We start from the raw sequence: 16,077 nt of genomic DNA on the forward strand, positions 1-16,077 counted from the left end.
ACCGTTGCGTGTGAGCCGCTTCCCCGGCGCGATCGCGCTCGCGGAGCCCGGGCCACCCGCGCGTGGACGCCGGCGGGTGCGGCGCGCCGCCGGCGACCGGCTCAGCCGATCCCGAGGCCGCGGATGAGCAGGACGGCGATGGCCAGCAGCACGCCGAGCGAGGCGGTGACCGCCATCGTGACCCGGCCGCCGACCTGGGCCAGCACGCGCACGTCCACCCCGAGGCCGAGCGCGGCCATCGACACGATGGTGAGGAAGCCGGCGAGGCGGGAGATCGGCGCGACCCAGGCGTCCGGGATCAGCCCGAGCGAGCGCAGGCTCGCCAGGGCCAGGAAGCCGAGGATGAACCACGGGACCAGCTTGAAGAAGCCGGGCCGGCGCCGGGCGCTCCCGGGGGCGCTTCCCCCAGCAGGCTCGGCGGTCGCTCCCGCCGCCGGCAGGCGCGGGGCGAGGAGCGAGAGCGCCAGCACCACCGGCCCGAGCATCAGCACCCGGACCAGCTTGACCAGCGTGCCCACCTGCGTGGCGAGCGGGCCCACCGGGACGGTCGCGGCCAGCACCTGCGGCACCGCGTAGACGGTCAGGCCCGCCAGCACGCCGTACTGGTGCTCGCTGAAGCCGACGAGCGGCACGAACAGCGGCAGGCCCAGCACCATCAGCACGCCCAGCACCGCCGTGAAGGCGATGGCCGCCGCCACGTCCCGGCTGTCCGCCCCGATCACCGGCGCCACCGCGGCGATCGCCGAGTTGCCGCAGATGGCGTTGCCGCAGGCGATCAGCAGCGCCATGCGCACCGGCAGGCCCAGGGCGCGGCAGAGCGCGCAGCTCGCCAGGATGGTCAGCGCCACCGCCCCGACGATGCCGGCCAGCAGCGCCGGGCCCGAGGCGACGATCGCCCCGAGGCTCACCGCGGCGCCGAGCAGCGTGACGGCCACTTCCAGCACCTGCTTGGCCGAGAAGGCGATCCCGGCCTTGAAGCGCGCGCCCGGCACCCAGGCGGTCCGCACGGCCGTCCCCAGCAGGATGGCCAGCACCAGGGCCTCGACGTAGGGATGGCCGGTCAGGTGCTCCTCGCCGGCCTGCAGCGCCTGCGCCACCGCGGTGATGCCCAGGCACAGGAGCAGGCCCGGGATCAGGGTGCCGGCCGCCCCGACCCAGGCGGAGGCCCGCCGCGACCCGGTCGGCGCGGCCCCGGACCGGTCCGGCACGGCGGTTCTGACGGTCATCGCGCGGCCTCCTGCCCGGTCACGGCGCTCAGTAGGCCGCGCCGAGATAGCCGGCGATGGCCCGGGCCTGCTCCTCCGTGATCGGCGCCCGGTAGACCTTGATCATCTTGGCGACCTCGGCGTCCCAGAACGCCTGTCCCTTCCGGGGCGGCTGCATGGCGACGTAGTCGGCCGAGTGGCAGGTCAGGCAGTTCTCCTGCGCGGCCTGGAAGCCGGCCGCGTGCGCGGCATCCGGGGCCGGCCGGAACTGCGCCGTCGGCTCCGGCAGCGCGTAGGTCTCGGGCGCAGCCAGCGCGGGTGTCGCGGCCAGCGCGGCGGCGATCGCGACGACCGACGCGCGGAGCGGGCGGGTGCTGAACATGCCGATCCTCCCTCTAGGCCGCCCGCACGCGGGTCGTCTCGACGACGTTGCGCATGTAGCCGGCGGGGTTCCAGCGCGGCTCCATCGGCTGGGTCGCGCCGTCGTTGCCCGTGGCCCGCACGCGCAGGGCGTGGGCGCCCGGCGCGAGATCGACCTCCGCGGTCCAGGTGCGGAAGGCGTAGGGGCCGAGATCCTGGCCGAGCCGCGCCGCGCTCCAGGTCCTGCCGTCGTCGGCCGAGACCGCGACGTCCCGGATGCCCGAGCCGCCGTCGAACGCGATGCCCCGCAGGGCGACCGGACCCGCCTTCACCTGCGCGCCGTCGGTCAGGTTCGTCAGGAAGGAGCGGACGTTGAGGCGGCCGATCGGGACGGTCCTGTCCGGCGCCTTGCCGGGCTCGGTGCAGGCGCAGGCATTGTCGGGGATGCGGTAGGCCGTCTTCATCCAGAAGCCCTCGAAGGGGTGATCGAGGACGGCGATGCTGTCGAGGTGCTTGACCCAGTAGGTGCCGTAGTAGCCCGGCACCACGAGGCGGAGCGGGAAGCCGTTGAGCCAGGGCAGGTCCTGCCCGTTCATGCCCCAGGCGAGCAGCACCGCGCCGTCCCGGGCGTGGTCGAGGGTCAGCGCCTTGGCGAAGTCCGGCGTCTCGGGCAGGACCGGCCCGTCGAGGCCGTTGAAGGCGACCTGCACGGCGCCCGCCTTCACGCCGGCGCGGTCGAGCACCGTCTTGAGCGGCACGCCGGTCCAGCGGGCGCAGCCCATGGCGCCGTTGGCGAGCTGGCCGCCGGCGATGCGCGGCTCGAAGAAGCCGCGGGAATTGCCCGAGCACTGGTTGACCGCGACGATCTCGGTCTGCGGCATCGCCTTGAGGTCGGCGAGCGACAGAGAGAGCGGGCGCTCGACCTGCCCGGTCACGGCGACGCGGAAGGCCTGCGGGTCGATCTCGGTCGGGATGTCGGCGAGGTGGTAGCGGACGAAGAACGCGTCGTTCGGCGTGATCGCGCCCCCGTCGAAGACCGCGAACGGCGTCTCCAGCTGCGGCGGGCGCGCGGTCATCTGCAGGAGCGGCCGCTTGCCCGGATAGGCCACGAGCGGCCGCTCGCCGTTGCCGAAGGGCAGCGTCGCGCCGTCGGCCGCCCGTGCGCGCGGCACGCCTCCGAGCGCGGCGAGGGCGCCGAGGGCGCTCAGCCGCATGAAGTCCCGTCTTCCGCGATCCGTCATCGCGCGCTCCCCGTTCAGGCTGTGGCAGCGGAGGTCCAGTTCGGCGCGCCCCGCCTTCGACTGCGGGGCGGCGCGTCGGGGGGATCCCGGTCAGCGAAGGACCGAGAGGTAGTGGATGTCCTGCGTCAGGCAGGTCGAGAGGCGCCACTCGACCGGCCGCTCCTCGAGGTCGATGGCGACGCGGTCGATCTCGAGGGCGGGGGTTCCGGCGGGCACCTGGAGCAGCTCCGCCTCGCGGGGCCCGATCGCCACGGCCTTCAGGCGCTCGTTGGCGGTGGCGATCGTGATGCCGTAGCGGGTGGCGTAGAGGCTGTAGAGGGTGTTGGGCAGCTCGATCTGGGCGATGCCCGGGAACAGGCCGGCGGGCACGCTGATCGTCTCGACCACGCACAGCTTGGCGTCGACGGCGCGTACGCGCTCGATCCGGACCACGCGGGCGGACCGCACGAGGTCGAGCCGCCCGCGCTCGTCGGCGCTGGCGGCCGCCTCCGCGATCCCGGTGACCCGGCTCGTGGGCATGCCGGTGCCGTCGCCGTCCGGCCGCAGCTTCAGGAAGCGGAAGACGCTCTGCTTGTCGTCGTGGTCGGCCACGAACGTCCCGCGGCCCTGGCGGCGCACCAGCAGGCTGTCGGCGGTGAGCGCGTCGAGGGCCTTGCGCACCGTCCCCTGGCTGACGCCCAGCTCGGCGGCGAGCTGCCCCTCGCTCGGCAGGATCTGGCCGGGCTGCCAGACCGCGTCGGCCAGGCGCTTCAGCAGCGTGTCGTAGACCTGCCGGTAGAGCGGGCGGAAGCCGACCGCGCCGGCGCGCCCCGAACCTGCCTGCCCTTCGCCTGACCGTTCCATCGCGTGACGACGCAGAGCCCCATCCGTGGGTAGAGCGTCGAAGGTTGTGTCCAGCACCTCTCCCTCCTCTCGCTTACGTCGCCCTGCCGACGGGAGCAATCACGGGTTCTTCCTCCGCACAGGCGTTACGCCTCACAGCGCCCGGATCTCGGCCACGAGGGCTTCGGCCACGTCGAGGCCCGCCTCGGCGGCCCGGCGGCGGAGCCCGAGCCGGCGGCTGCCGGGGAGCCGGGCGCCGTCCTGCGCCTCGATCGCGCCGGCCAGCGCCGCGAAGCGCTCCGGCGCGTCCGGGCTGAGCGCCGCCGCGTCGAGGGCGAGGATCAGCTGTCCGGTCCCCGGCGGGTCGCCCGCGGCGTCGAGGAACGAGGAGGCTTCGCCGGCGAAGCGCGCGCCGACGAGGCCGGCGGCGAGCAGCTCGACCATCAGGGCGAGCGCCGTGCCTTTGGCGTCGCCCAGCGGCACCATGGTGCCGTCGAGGGCGGCCTCGGCGTCGGTCGTCGGGCGTCCCTCCACGTCGAGGGCCCAGCCCTCGGGGATCGGCTCGCCGCGCTTGGCCGCCCCGACGATGTTGGCGCGGGCCACCTTCGACAGGGCGAGGTCGACCACGATCGGCGCGCGGCCCGGCAGCGGGCAGGCGAAGGCCAGCGGGTTGGTGCCGAACACCGCCTGCCGCCCGCCCCAGGGCGCCATCGCGGCGGGCGTGTTGGCGAAGAGCAGCGCGACGCAGCCCTGCTCGGCCAGTCGCTCCACCGGGCGTCCGGCCGCGCCGCAATGGTGCGAGCGGCGGATGCCCGCCGCCGCCACGCCCTGCTGGCGCGCGACGCCCGGCAGCGCCTCCAGGGCGAGATCGATCGCCGGGTAGGCGAAGCCGTGGGCGGCGTCGATCGCGAGCAGGCCCGGCCGCGGGCGCGACGCAAGCGGGACCGCGTCGCCCACGACCTTCCCGGCCCGGACCTGCGCGGCATAGGGCGCGACCCGCGACAGGCCGTGGCCCTTGAGCCCGTCCGCCTCGGCGCCGACCAGGGCGCGGGCGACGCTCCGGGCCGCGGCCTCGGCCGTGCCGCAGCGGACGAGGGCGTCGGCGGCGAGGGCCTCGGCCTCCGACAGGGTCAGGTTCGGCATCGGCTCAGCGCTCCGTGAGATGGCGTCGCACGGCCGCGGCGGTGACGGCGGAGACGCGCACGTTCGACTCCTGCGTCACCCCGGCGATGTGCGGGGTCAGGATCAGGTTCGGCACGTCGGCGAAGACGGCGCCCGCCGCCGCGTCGAGGGGCTCCCGGTCGAACACGTCCAGCGCCGCGCCGCCGAGATGGCCGGAGCGCAGGGCTTGCGCCACGGCCGCCTCGTCCACCACCCCGCCCCTTGCCGCGTTGATCAGGATCGCGCCCGCAGGCATCCGGGCCAGCGCTGCCGCGTCGATCAACCCGCGGGTCTGATCGGTGAGCGGCACGTGCAGCGAGAGCACGTCGCTCTGCGCGATCAGCGCGTCGAGCGCCTGGCTCTGCACGGGGCCGGTGGCCGGGTTCCAGGCCGGGTCGCCCGCGGCCACGAAGGGGTCGTGGGCGGCGACCGTCATGCCGAGGGCCGCCGCCCTCCGGGCAGTCTCGCGGGCGATCGACCCGAAGCCGACGAGGCCGAGGCGCTTGCCGGCGATCTCGCGGCCCATCAGGGCGTTGCGCGGCCACGTCCCGGCCGCCACGCGGGCCGTGGCCCCGTAGGCGCCGCGCAGGAGCAGCAGCGCGGTGGCGACCACGTACTCGGCGACCGCGCCGTCGTTGGCGCCGGTGGCCGGGTAGACCGCGATGCCCCGATCCCGGCAGGCCGGGACGTCGATGTTGTCGAGGCCGACGCCGAGGCGGCCCACCACCTTGAGGTCGCGGGCGGCGTCGAGCAGGGGGCCGCGGACCTGGGTCCGGTTGCGCACGATCAGGGCGTCGGCCCGGGCCACGGCGGCGGCGAGGTCTCCGGGCCGGTCGACGAGGCCGGGATCGTACTGCACGTCGAGGCCGGCGAGCTCGGCCGCGATCGCGGCCTCGTCCATGAACTCGCTGATGATGACCTTGGGCATGGAGGATCCTTCTCAGGTCGCCGGCACGGCAGCGGGGAGGGGGCGGCGCAAGGCCGCCGCCGGCTCGCGGGCGGGGATCGCGTCCGCCGCCTCGTCCTCGTCGTCGAGGAGGTCGAGGTTCGGGGTGATGCGGCCGTCGAGCACCGCCCGGGCGTGCGCGAGGTCGATCTTGCCCTCCCAGCGGGCGATCACGAGGGTCGCCACCATGTTGCCGACCGCGTTGGTCACGCAGCGCAGCTCGTTCAGGATGCGGTCCACCCCGATGATCAGGGCGATGCCCGCCACCGGCAGGAGCTGCGAGGCCTGGAGCGTCGCGGCGAGCACGAACAGGATGGCGCCGGCCACGCCCGCCACGCCCTTCGAGGTCACCAGCGCGATGGCGAGGATGCCGAGCTCCTGCTCCCAGGTCAGCGGCACGTTGAGGGCCTGGGCGATGAAGCCGATCGCCATGGTCAGGTAGATGCACGAGCCGTCCATGTTGAAGGACAGGCCGGCGGGCATCACGAGGCCGGTGACGCTCTTGTCGACCCCGAGGCCGTTGAGCTTGGCCATGATCCGCGGCAGCACCGATTCCGAGCTCGTGGTGCCGAGCAGGATGAACAGCTCCTCCCGGCTGTAGCGGAACAGCTTCCACAGGCTCAGGCCGACGTAGAAGCGCATCACGCCGCCGAGGAAGACCGCGATGAACACGATGAAGGTCAGGTAGAGGGAGACGATCAGCATCCCGTACTGGGCGAGGATGCCGAGCCCGAACTTGCCGATGGTGAACGCCATCGCCCCGAAGGCGCCGATCGGCGCGAAGTGCATGATCAGGCCGACGACCTTCATCAGCACGTCGCCGAAGGCGTGGACCACCTTGAGCGGGAACTCGCCGCGCCGGCCCAGCATCGCGAGCCCCATGCCGACCAGCACCGAGAAGAACATCACCTGGATCAGGTCGCCCTTGGCGAAGGCGTCGACCGCGCTGTGGGGGATGATGTTGGCGACGATCTCCATCGGCGACTGCGCGTGGGCCTTGCCGGCGATGCCGGCCACGAGCTTGGCGTCGAGGCTGTCGACCGTGGCGTTCACGCCGTCGCCCGGCCGCAGCAGGTTGACGAACAGGAGGCCCGCGGCGAGCGCCACCGTCGTGGCGACCTCGAAGTACAGGATGGTCTTCAGGCCCATCCGGCCGACGCTCTTCATGTCGCCGACATGCGCGATGCCGACCACGACCGTGCAGAAGATCACGGGGGCGACGATCATCTTGATCAGGTTGATGAACATGTCGCCGAGGATCTTGCAGCCCACCGCGAAATCGGGCGCGACCACGCCGACGCCGATGCCCAGCGCGATGCCGAGCAGGACCTGGCCGTAGATCGACCGAAGCAGCCTCATGCGTTCCTCCAGAATGACGGGACGGAGGCCGCCGCGGTTTCCCCCGCGGTCGTGCGCTCCGGCGTGGTCCTGACCCCGTGGCGTCGGGGCCGCGCCCGCGGACCGGATCGCGGTCCGCGGGCGCGGGACTTGTGCGTCAGGCGCTGCGGTAGAGCTTCGTCATCACGAATTCCCGGTGGCCGAGGGACTCGGCCGCCGTGAGCCGGCCGTTGGCGGTGCGCACCACCATGTCGATGAGCGCGTCGCCGGCCTGCGGGATCGTCATCTCACGGGTGAGCACACCCGAGACGTCGACGTCGATATGCTCGCCCATGGTCCGCACGGTCCGGGGATTGCCGGTGATCTTGATCACCGGGACGATCGGGTTGCCGATGACGTTGCCCTGGCCGGTCGGGAAGGTGTGCACCACGTAGCCGGCCGCCGCCATCAGGGTGACGCACTCGGCCGCCGCCGAGGACGTGTCCATGAAGTACAGGCCGGGCCCCTTGGCGGGCGCCTCCGCGGGCTGCAGCGCGTCGATGAAGCGGCACTCGTGGCCGATCTTCTCGAGGTTGCCGAGCGCCTTCTCCTCGATCGTGGTGAGGCCGCCCGCGATGTTGCCCTTGGTCGGCTGCGAGTCCGAGAGATCGTCGGTCTTGTGCGCCTCGATCACGTCGTCCTGGTAGGCCTTCCACATCGTGTACCACTTGTCGGAGACTTCCGGGCTGATCGCCCGCTCGCGACAGAGGTGCTCGGCGCCGGTGATCTCCGAGGTCTCGCCGAACACTCCGTAGATCCCGTGCGGGATCAGCTTGTCGTACATGTTGCCGACGGTGGGGCAGGAGGCGAGGCCGGTGGTGGTGTCGGACTCGCCACACTTGGTCGAGACCCAGAGGTCGGCGATCGGGCATTCCTCGCGCTGGAGCTCGGTGGCCCACTGCACGAAGCGCTTGGCCTGGTAGCTCGCCCTGGCGACGATCGCGATGTCGCCGTGGCCCTCGATGCCGAAGCCGACGACCGGCTTGCCGGTCCTGGCGATGCCCTCGACCACGCGGTTGGTCCACTGGTCCTCGATGCCGATCACCACGACGGCGGCGACGTTCGGGTTCGAGCCGATGCCGATCAGGGTGCGGAAGTGGAGGTCCAGGTCCTCGCCGAACTGGAGCCGGCCGTAGGCGTGGGGCAGCGCCATCGTGCCCTTCACGTTGTTGGCGACCGCCTCGCAGGCGGCGTTGGACAGGTCGTCCAGCGGCAGGAGCACGACGTGGTTGCGCACGCCGACCCGGCCGTTCTCCCGGCGCCAGCCCATGAAGGTGGCGGAGGTGTAGTTCTCCGAGGCGCGCCGGGTCGCGAGCGCCTTGGTGGCGAACTGATCGGGCGCACCGCCGACGAAGGGGGTGGCGATCTCGTGTTCGAGCTGAGCGGCTTCCTTGAACATCGTCACCTCACCAGCGCTTCGTCTTGACGTTGTGGACGTGGACGTGCTCGCCCTTGGCGACGTCCTTGATGACCTTGCCGATGTCCTGGCCGTACTTGATCGCCGTGTCGCCGGCCTTCAGGTCGGTGAGCGCGACCTTGTGGCCGATCGGGATGTCGTGGCGGACATGGACCTCGAAGGTGCTGTCGTTCTCGGTGACCACCCCGAAGGCGTCGGTGCTCGCGCTCAGGCCCTCGATCACCGCGACGGCGACGTTGTCCTGGGGGGAATGGGCGAGAAGATGCGGCTTGCGGCGCCCTTCGCGATGCCCTTCGCCGGACGCGGCGTGGCTGCTCATGCGGTCCTCCTGATCTGCGTCGTCGGCTTCTCGGCGGCGACTAGTCTTATATAAGACCAATGAGGTGTCCGGCGTCAACGGGTGATCGAGGGGTGCGGGTGATTTCACTGGTTCGGGGACGGCACCGAGCGCCTCCATCCTACTCTGTGGCTGTGGGAGGTCGCGGGCCGAATCCGGATGGGCAGCCCTGGCGCGCCGCAGAGGCATGCGCCTTGCCCAGTCGGACAGGTCTTATATAAGATACATGGAAAGAGAGCCCGCCCCGGCGGGACGTGGGCCGGGAGGACGAGAATGGCGGGTGTGCGCGCGGATGGCATCGGCCGGGCCGGGCGCCCCCGGTGAACGAGACGCTCCTCCTCGTCCTCTGCGTCGGCTGCGCCGGCGTGATCTCGGGCCTGACGGGCTTCGCCTTCGCGCTGATCGCCTCCGGCACGCTGCTGTCGATCCGCACGCCCGTGGAGGCGACCGCCCTGGTGCTCGTCTGCAGCATCCTCTCGCAGGTGATCTCGATCCTGCGCCTGCGGACCTGGCCGCCGCGGGGCACCGCCTTCGCGATGATCCTGCCGGGTCTCGTCGGCGCGCCGATCGGCATCCACCTGCTGCACGATCTCGATCCGCGCTTCATCAAGGTCGCGATCGGCGCCTTCCTGGTCCTCTACAGCGGCGGCGTCGCCCTGCTGCGCGCCGATTACCGGGTCGGCTTCGGCAATCGCTGGAGTGACGGCGCGATCGGCTTCCTGGGCGGCGTGCTGGGCGGCATCGCGGGCCTGTCCGGAGCCCTGCCGACGGCCTGGAGCCTCGTGCGCGGCTGGGATCCGCGCACCCAGCGGGCGGTCTACCAGTCCTTCACCCTGGTGATGCAGGTCTGGGCCCTGACGATCCTCGTCTATCTCGATCCGCTGCCGCCCGAGCTCCTCGGCGACCTCGCCCTGGCGCTGCCGGTGGTGCTGGTGAGCGTGCTCGCCGGGCTCTCGCTGTTCGCCCGGATCGACCAGCGCCGCTTCCGCACGCTCGTCCTCGCGCTGCTCGCCGCGATCGGCCTGACCACGACGGCCCTGGCGCTGCCCGGCCTGCTGCAGAACTGAACGCGGCCGGTGGGGCGTCAGCTGCCCGCCTTGTCGTGGACGCCCGCGAAGAACAGGTCCTTCCAGCTCTCCGGCCGGCGACGGATCGTGCCGGTGCGGGCCATGAAGTCGGCGACCTTTCCGACCGCCCGGGGCGTCGCCGTGAAGGAGACCTGCGGGTCCTTCAGGATCTCGGTGATCAGCCCGACATCGCTCCCGTCCCGGGCGAGCCGCACGTAGGCGCGCGCCGCCTCCGACGGATCGGCCGTGATCGCGGCGAGCGCCTCGTCCAGGGCGGCGCCGAAGGCCGCGACGACCCGCGGGTTGGCGCCCGCGAAGGCCGAGGACGCCCAGACGACGTTGAAGGTCGAGGGTTCGCCCAGCACGTCGAAGCTGTTCAGCACCGTCCGGATGCCGGGCCGGCGCAGCTCCAGCTCCTGGATCGGCGCGGCGGTGAAGTGGGCTGTCACCTCGCTGCCCCCGAGGAGCGCCGCCATGCCGTCGGGATGGGAGAGGGTGACGGTGAGCCGGTCGAGGTCGGTGCGGCGGCCTGCGCCGAGCTCCTTCTCGGCAGCCATCTGCAGGAACATCGCCTGGACCGAGACCTTCACGGCGGGGAGCGCGATCTTGTCCCGGTCGGTGAAGTCGGCGAGCCGGTGCACCTTCGGATTGCTGGTGTTCATCAGGAGCGGCATGCTGTTCATCGCCGCCACGCCCTTCACCGCCATGGCGGTGCCCTCGGTCTTCGACCAGAGCAGCACGAGGGGCGGCACGCCGCCGGCCGCGAACTGGATCGTCCCGGAGAGCAGGGCGTCGTTCATCGCCGCCCCACCCGCGAGGGTGAGGTAGCGCGCCTGGAGCCCCGCCACGCCGCGGGCGGCCGCGGCCTTCTGGAGCAGGCCCTGCTCCTCCATCAGCATCAGCGGCAGGTGGCCGAGGCTCGGCTGGCGGGCGATCGCCACCGCGCCGACCTCGTCGGCCCGCCCCGGGACGGGACTCGCCAGGAGCGCCGCGGCCCCCGCCAGAACGTCGCGTCTGCGCATGATTCCCCTCCATGAGCCCAAGGTCCGCGACCGTCGCGCCGGCGCACGTGGCGGGCGCGACCTGCCCCCTCTCCCGAGCGGGAGAGGGTTGGGGTGAGGGATGAGAAGGTTCAGGATTAAGCCCGCCCTCGAACCGCCTACGGGGCGCGCCTCGTCCGGATAGGTCTCATCCCTCACCCTGTCCCTCTCCCGCCCGGGAGAGGGGACCCGCGCCTCATTCGGCAAGACGGCGTCGCCGTCATGTATCGTGCTCGCCCCCTCAGCCGGGGCGGCGGATCACCGGCGCCGCCACGCTCGCGATCATCACGTTGATGCAGGCCGGCAGGCCGCTGGCCTGGGCCGCCTCCAGCGCCGCCGGAAGTTCGGCCGCCTCGGTCACCAGCGCCCCGAAGCCGCCGAGGGCCTGGACGACCGCGTCGTAGCGGGTCGGGAGCAGGTCGCAGTGGCGCGTCCGCTCGGGGCCGTAGCTGCGCAGCTGGATCTGGTGCTCGGCGTTCCAGCGCGCGTCGTTGCCGACCACCGCGATGAACGGGATCCGGTAGCGCGCGGCGGTGTCGAACTCGGCCATGTGGAAGCCGAAGGTGCCGTCGCCCAGCACCGCGACCACCGGGGCGCCGGGCCGCTCCAGTGCGGCGGCTATCGCGAAGGGGATCGACGCGCCGATCGTGCCCGAGACGCCGTTGATCAGCCGGCGCCCGCCGCGGACCAGGGCCTGGGGCCATTGCCCGATCTCGCCGCCGTCGCAGATCAGCGTGCCGTCGGGGTGGCGTTCCAGGAAGGCGTCGACCGCCCGGCACAGCTCCACCGGGTGCAGGCGCTGACCCGTCCCGTGGAAATCCGCCCAGGCGGGCGGCCGGTAGGCGAGGGCGGCCCGCGCCTCCCGGTGCCAGGCGTCCCGGCGGGGGAGGGCGGTGGCGCGCGCGGTCAGCGCCGCCAGCACCGGCCGCGGATCGGCGAGCCCCGAGACCGCGAGGCGGTCGGCCGGCGCGCGGGCCAGCAGCGCCGGATCGGGATCGACGACGGCGAAGCGGCAGTCGGGCGCGAGGGCGGGCGCCGCGCCGAAGCGCAGGGTGAAGTCGAGCGGCTTGCCGAGGAGCACGAGGAGATCAGTCCGCGCCAGGACCTCGGCGAAGGCGCCGAGCGCCGGATCGTTGACCCCGCGCGGGCTCTCCATGCCGACGACCGGAAGGCCGAGGGTTTCCTCAAGCGTTGCCATGGCAGCCCGGCCGGAGGCGTCGCACAGCGCCGGGCCGCAGGCGATCAGCGGCCGTTCCGCCCCCGCGAGAGCGGCGAGGAGGTCGGCCACGAGATCCGGCGCCGGCTCGGCGGACCGGATGGCGGCCGCTGCGCGGTCCGGGATCCGCACCGAGGCGGCGGGGACGGCCGCCTCCAGCAGGTCGACCGGCAGGCTGAGATGGACCGGGCCGGGCCGCCCCTCCCGGGCGATCCGGAAGGCCCGGGCGAGGTCCGGCCCGAGGGCGGCGACCGACCCGGCGGTCCAGGCAGCCTTGGTCATCGGCCGGGCGATGTCGGCCTGGGCCAGTTCCTGGAAGGCGCCGCGCCCGAGCTCCGACAGGCCCGCATGGCCCGAGAGCAGCAGCACGGGCGACTCGGCCGCGAGCGCCGTGGTGAGCGCCGCCGCGCCGTTGGTGTGGCCCTGCCCACCGGTCACCAGGGCGACGCCGACCTCGCCGGTCAGCCGGCCCCAGGCGTCGGCCATGTGGACGCAGGCCGCCTCCTGGCGGGTGTGGACGAGGCCGATCCCGGTCTCCAGCAGGGCGTCGAAGACCGGCATGATGTGGTTGCCCGACAGGGTGAAGATCCGGGTGACGCCGAGCGCCTCCAAGGTCCGGGCCACGATGTCGGCGCCGCGCAGGGTCTGCATGGACGGGCTCTCCTCAGGCGGCGGCGTCGAGGAGCGAGCCGCCGGGCCGCACATGCGTGAAGTGCACCGGCTCCATCGCGAGGTCGAGCGCCCCGCCGCGCTGGCGCACCACGGTGAAGTGCGAGGTCGCGAGGTCCGAGGCCTCCGGGAAATCCTCGCGGAAATGGGCGCCGCGGCTGTCGGTGCGGGCGAGCGCCGCCCGGGCGACCGCCTGCGAGACCAGCACGAGGTTCTCGAGGTTCAGCCGGTCCATCCAGGTGAGCGCGTAGCGGCGGTCGCCGTCCGGCGCGCCGGCCCGGGCGACCGCGTCGGAGAGCCCGTCGAGGGTGGCGAGCGCCCGGGTCAGCCCGGCCGCGTCCCGCAGGATGCCGACATCGGCCCACATCGTCTCGTAGAGCGCCTCGCGGATCTCCGGCAGCGACTCCGCCGGCCGGCCGAGCGGGCCGTAGGCGCGGGCGAGGCCCGCCTCGATGGCGGCGGGATCCGGCTCGGCGAGGCGGCCCTCGCGCGTCACGGCCCGCGCCATGGACTGGCCGGCCAGCCCCCCGAACACCGTGGAGTTCGCGACGCCGTTGCCACCCAGACGGTTCGCCCCGTGGACGCCGCCGGTATCCTCGCCGGCAGCGTAAAGGCGCGGCAGCGCGGTGGTGCAATCGACCGCGAACTGGAGGCCGCCCATCATGTAGTGGGCCGTGGGGATGACCTCGACGAGCCCGCCCGCGAGGTCGAAGCCGCAATCGGCGCAGCGCTCGACCATGCCCTTGAACCGGCGGCGCACGTCCTCGGGGCCGAGATGGCTCATCTGGATGTGGACGCCCCCGCTCGGCGTGGCGAAGCCCTCGCGCAGCCGCCGCATGATCGAGCGGCTGACCACGTCCCGGGTCGCGCGCTCGGCCCGCGGGTCGTAGGCCTCCATGAAGCGCTGGCCGGTGGAGTCGAGGAGCCAGCCGCCGGCCCCGCGCAGGCCCTCCTCCAGCACCGTCCCGGTCATGCGGGTGCCGGCGCCGGCGAGCAGCCCGGTCGGGTGGAACTGCACCATCTCCATGTCGCGCAACGGCAGCCCGGCGCGCAGAGCCATGGCGAGCCCGTCGCAGGACTTGTCGCCGGACGGCGTGTGGTACTTGTACATGGTCGGCCCGCCGCCGGTGGCGAGCAGCACGGCCTTCGCCCGCACCAGCTTCGGCTCGCCGGTGCGCATGTCTAGCATCAGCACGCCCGCCAGCCCCGATTCGTCCCGGGCCGGGATCAGCTCCAGGGCGCGATGGTCCTCCAGGCGGCGCACGTCCCGGCGCCAGACCTGCTCGGACAGGCGGTTGATGATCTCGATGCCGGTGAGGTCGCCCTTGTGCACCGTCCGGTCGAAGGTCTGGCCGGCGAAGGCCTTCTGGTGGACGCTGCCGTCCGGGTTGCGGTCGAAGAAGCAGCCGAGCTCGGTCTCCAGCTCGCGGATCCGCACCTGCGCCTCGGTGACGAGCGTCCAGGCGAGTCCCTGGTCGTTCAGCCACTTGCCGCCCTCGATCGTGTCCATGAAGTGCCGCTCGACCGAGTCGCCCGGCGCCAGCGCCACGTTGTAGCCGCCCTGGACCATGCGGGTGCAGCCGCATTTCCCCAGCAGACCCTTCACCGCGACGGTGACGTCGAGGTCCGGCGCGACCTTCTTGGCGTGGAGCGCCGCGAACAGCCCGGCCCCGCCGGAGCCGAGGATCAGGATGTCGGTCTCGACCTGTTCGGGGCTCATCGGGCGTCCTCGAGGGAGGCGATGACGGCGTCGCGCCGGGCGGCCACGTCGCGCTGCACGTCGGCGAAGAGCGAGCCGCCGTGCGAATCCATGCCGACCAGCAGCGGCCCGAAATCGCGGATCGCGAACTGCCACAGGCTCTCGGGATGGAGATCGTCGAGGTCGACGTCCACGATGGTCTCGATCCAGGTGGTCTCCAGCGCCGCCGCGCCGCCGACGATTGCCAGGTAGGCGCCGCCGCGCCGCGCGAAGGCGTCGAGGGTCGCCGGCCCCATGCCGCCCTTGCCGACGATGAGGCGCACGCCCTCGCGCTCCATCAGCGCGTCGGTGAAGCGCTCCATGCGCATCGACGTGGTGGTGCCGATGCAGAACGGCGCGAAGCCGACCGGCGCCGCGTTGGAGACCGGGACGCGGTGGACGTTCGGCGCGGTGTGGATCACCGCGTGGCCGTCGAGGTCGAGCCGGGTGCGGCGGTCCCGGTCGAACATGTGGATCAGGGTCGCGTCGCGGATGCCGAACAGCCAGCGCCGCAGGGTGACGGTGTCGCCGATCCGGAGCGCCCGGATCTCGGCCTCAGTGGCCGGCATGTCGAGGACGTGGTGGGCCACGGTCTGCTCCTCAATCGAACGCGATGCCGCCGGGCGTGAGCGTCGCGCGGGCGCGGCGGGCCGAGTGGCACTGGATGTTCACGGCGACCGGGTTCTGGGTGATGTGGGTCGCGGCGAGCTCGACATGGACGGCGAAGCTCGTCGACCGGCCCCCGAGCCCCTGCGGGCCGATGCCGAGCTCGTTCACGGCCCGCGACAGCTCGGCCTCGATCCGGGCGCCTTCGGGATCGGCGCAGACTGAGCGCAGCGGCCGGGTCGCCGCCACCTTGGCGAGGTGCATGCACAGGTCGGAGGTGCCGCCGAGCCCGACGCCCACGATGGTCGGCGGGCAGACCCGGCCGCCGAGCTCGATCACCCGGTCGATGACGAAGCGCTTGGCCGCGCCGATCCCGTCCGAGGGCAGCAGCATCTGCAGGAACGATCCGTTCTCGGAGCCCGAGCCCTTCGGGATCATCTCCACCGCCACGGTCTCGGGCCGGTCGTCGAAGTCGACGTGGATGATCGGCACGCGGATGCCGCAGGAGGTCTGCTCGTTCCTGCGGGTGATCGGGTGGACCACCGAGGAGCGCAGGGAGAAGTCCTTGGTCGCCCGCTCGCAGCCGCGCCGGATCGCGGCCTTGAGCGCGGCGCCGTCGAAGCCCACGTCGGCGCCGATCACGACGTTGTAGATCGGGATGCCGGTATCCTGGCAGAGGATGTTCTTGGTGCGCTCCGCGACCGCGACGTTCTCCACCATCGTGTCGAGGATGGCGCGGCCGGTGGCGCTGGTCTCGGCCCGCTGCAGGTCGGCGAAGCCCGCCTTGATGTCGGGGGGCAGGATCTTCAGGGCGCGGACGTAGAGGTCGCGGCAGACCTCCTCGAATTCGCGGATGTCGAGATCCATGGCGGGTC

15 protein-coding genes are annotated in these 16,077 nt (G+C 72.8%); 1 reads left to right on the forward strand and 14 read right to left on the reverse strand.

The window, feature by feature from the left end; all coding sequences use genetic code 11:
• Positions 1 to 101 precede the first annotated feature (101 nt).
• From ACLBYB_RS14825 to ACLBYB_RS14865, 9 genes are all read right to left on the reverse strand, one after another.
• Positions 102 to 1,226 carry a YeiH family protein gene (locus tag ACLBYB_RS14825; RefSeq protein ID WP_447699216.1) on the reverse strand — a complete coding sequence of 375 codons (1,125 nt, stop codon included), beginning with the start codon at positions 1,224 to 1,226 and terminating at the stop codon, positions 102 to 104.
• 28 nt (positions 1,227 to 1,254) lie between these two features.
• On the reverse strand, positions 1,255 to 1,587 hold the full coding sequence (sorB, locus tag ACLBYB_RS14830) for a SorB family sulfite dehydrogenase c-type cytochrome subunit (protein ID WP_091681709.1): 333 nt from the start codon (positions 1,585 to 1,587) through the stop codon (positions 1,255 to 1,257).
• Between the two features lie 13 nt (positions 1,588 to 1,600).
• On the reverse strand, positions 1,601 to 2,806 hold the full coding sequence (gene sorA / locus ACLBYB_RS14835) for a SorA family sulfite dehydrogenase catalytic subunit (RefSeq protein ID WP_447699217.1): 1,206 nt from the start codon (positions 2,804 to 2,806) through the stop codon (positions 1,601 to 1,603).
• A 90-nt stretch (positions 2,807 to 2,896) separates the two neighbouring features.
• Complete coding sequence (locus ACLBYB_RS14840; RefSeq protein WP_447699218.1) at positions 2,897 to 3,706, reverse strand: GntR family transcriptional regulator; 810 nt, start codon at positions 3,704 to 3,706, stop codon at positions 2,897 to 2,899.
• Positions 3,707 to 3,781: 75 nt separating this feature from the next.
• Positions 3,782 to 4,771, reverse strand: a complete 990-nt coding sequence (locus tag ACLBYB_RS14845; protein ID WP_447699219.1) for an Ldh family oxidoreductase — start codon at positions 4,769 to 4,771, stop codon at positions 3,782 to 3,784.
• Between the two features lie 4 nt (positions 4,772 to 4,775).
• Positions 4,776 to 5,717 carry a hydroxyacid dehydrogenase gene (locus ACLBYB_RS14850; RefSeq protein WP_447699220.1) on the reverse strand — a complete coding sequence of 314 codons (942 nt, stop codon included), beginning with the start codon at positions 5,715 to 5,717 and terminating at the stop codon, positions 4,776 to 4,778.
• A gap of 12 nt (positions 5,718 to 5,729) precedes the next feature.
• On the reverse strand, positions 5,730 to 7,094 hold the full coding sequence (locus tag ACLBYB_RS14855) for a C4-dicarboxylate transporter DctA (RefSeq protein ID WP_020094923.1): 1,365 nt from the start codon (positions 7,092 to 7,094) through the stop codon (positions 5,730 to 5,732).
• 136 nt (positions 7,095 to 7,230) lie between these two features.
• Positions 7,231 to 8,511 (reverse strand): UxaA family hydrolase, encoded by a 1,281-nt coding sequence (locus ACLBYB_RS14860; protein WP_447699221.1) that lies wholly within the window; start codon positions 8,509 to 8,511, stop codon positions 7,231 to 7,233.
• 7 nt (positions 8,512 to 8,518) lie between these two features.
• Positions 8,519 to 8,848: a UxaA family hydrolase gene (locus tag ACLBYB_RS14865; RefSeq protein WP_447683116.1), complete on the reverse strand. Its 330-nt coding sequence runs from the start codon at positions 8,846 to 8,848 to the stop codon at positions 8,519 to 8,521.
• A gap of 338 nt (positions 8,849 to 9,186) precedes the next feature.
• Between ACLBYB_RS14865 and ACLBYB_RS14870 the strand changes: the two genes are divergently transcribed.
• A complete protein-coding gene (locus ACLBYB_RS14870) occupies positions 9,187 to 9,933 on the forward strand; it encodes a sulfite exporter TauE/SafE family protein (protein ID WP_020094920.1) in 747 nt (248 codons plus the stop codon).
• 17 nt (positions 9,934 to 9,950) lie between these two features.
• Here ACLBYB_RS14870 and ACLBYB_RS14875 read toward each other — a convergent pair whose 3' ends face one another.
• From ACLBYB_RS14875 to ACLBYB_RS14895, 5 genes are all read right to left on the reverse strand, one after another.
• On the reverse strand, positions 9,951 to 10,955 hold the full coding sequence (locus tag ACLBYB_RS14875; protein WP_447683117.1) for an ABC transporter substrate-binding protein: 1,005 nt from the start codon (positions 10,953 to 10,955) through the stop codon (positions 9,951 to 9,953).
• A 259-nt stretch (positions 10,956 to 11,214) separates the two neighbouring features.
• Positions 11,215 to 12,840, reverse strand: a complete 1,626-nt coding sequence (locus tag ACLBYB_RS14880) for a thiamine pyrophosphate-binding protein (RefSeq protein ID WP_447699222.1) — start codon at positions 12,838 to 12,840, stop codon at positions 11,215 to 11,217.
• Positions 12,841 to 12,853: 13 nt separating this feature from the next.
• Entirely contained in the window at positions 12,854 to 14,578 is a 1,725-nt protein-coding gene (locus ACLBYB_RS14885) for an L-aspartate oxidase (RefSeq protein WP_447699223.1), read from the reverse strand.
• Positions 14,575 to 15,186: a fumarate hydratase C-terminal domain-containing protein gene (locus ACLBYB_RS14890; RefSeq protein WP_447683120.1), complete on the reverse strand. Its 612-nt coding sequence runs from the start codon at positions 15,184 to 15,186 to the stop codon at positions 14,575 to 14,577. The genes ACLBYB_RS14885 and ACLBYB_RS14890 overlap by 4 nt, the downstream gene beginning before the upstream one ends.
• Before the next feature lie 10 nt (positions 15,187 to 15,196).
• Positions 15,197 to 16,069, reverse strand: a complete 873-nt coding sequence (locus tag ACLBYB_RS14895) for a fumarate hydratase (RefSeq protein WP_447699224.1) — start codon at positions 16,067 to 16,069, stop codon at positions 15,197 to 15,199.
• Positions 16,070 to 16,077: the final 8 nt, after the last annotated feature.

The organism is Methylobacterium sp. D54C, from assembly GCF_053345595.1.

What these genes read in the sequence shown, in the direction of transcription:
- ACLBYB_RS14825 (WP_447699216.1), bottom strand. Translation starts at nt 1,226, where the DNA reads ATGACCGTCAGAACCGCCGTGCCGGACCGGTCCGGGGCCGCGCCGACC.
- sorB (WP_091681709.1), bottom strand. Translation starts at nt 1,587, where the DNA reads ATGTTCAGCACCCGCCCGCTCCGCGCGTCGGTCGTCGCGATCGCCGCC.
- sorA (WP_447699217.1), bottom strand. Translation starts at nt 2,806, where the DNA reads ATGACGGATCGCGGAAGACGGGACTTCATGCGGCTGAGCGCCCTCGGC.
- ACLBYB_RS14845 (WP_447699219.1), bottom strand. Translation starts at nt 4,771, where the DNA reads ATGCCGAACCTGACCCTGTCGGAGGCCGAGGCCCTCGCCGCCGACGCC.
- ACLBYB_RS14850 (WP_447699220.1), bottom strand. Translation starts at nt 5,717, where the DNA reads ATGCCCAAGGTCATCATCAGCGAGTTCATGGACGAGGCCGCGATCGCG.
- ACLBYB_RS14855 (WP_020094923.1), bottom strand. Translation starts at nt 7,094, where the DNA reads ATGAGGCTGCTTCGGTCGATCTACGGCCAGGTCCTGCTCGGCATCGCG.
- ACLBYB_RS14860 (WP_447699221.1), bottom strand. Translation starts at nt 8,511, where the DNA reads ATGTTCAAGGAAGCCGCTCAGCTCGAACACGAGATCGCCACCCCCTTC.
- ACLBYB_RS14865 (WP_447683116.1), bottom strand. Translation starts at nt 8,848, where the DNA reads ATGAGCAGCCACGCCGCGTCCGGCGAAGGGCATCGCGAAGGGCGCCGC.
- ACLBYB_RS14875 (WP_447683117.1), bottom strand. Translation starts at nt 10,955, where the DNA reads ATGCGCAGACGCGACGTTCTGGCGGGGGCCGCGGCGCTCCTGGCGAGT.
- ACLBYB_RS14880 (WP_447699222.1), bottom strand. Translation starts at nt 12,840, where the DNA reads ATGCAGACCCTGCGCGGCGCCGACATCGTGGCCCGGACCTTGGAGGCG.
- ACLBYB_RS14885 (WP_447699223.1), bottom strand. Translation starts at nt 14,578, where the DNA reads ATGAGCCCCGAACAGGTCGAGACCGACATCCTGATCCTCGGCTCCGGC.
- ACLBYB_RS14895 (WP_447699224.1), bottom strand. Translation starts at nt 16,069, where the DNA reads ATGGATCTCGACATCCGCGAATTCGAGGAGGTCTGCCGCGACCTCTAC.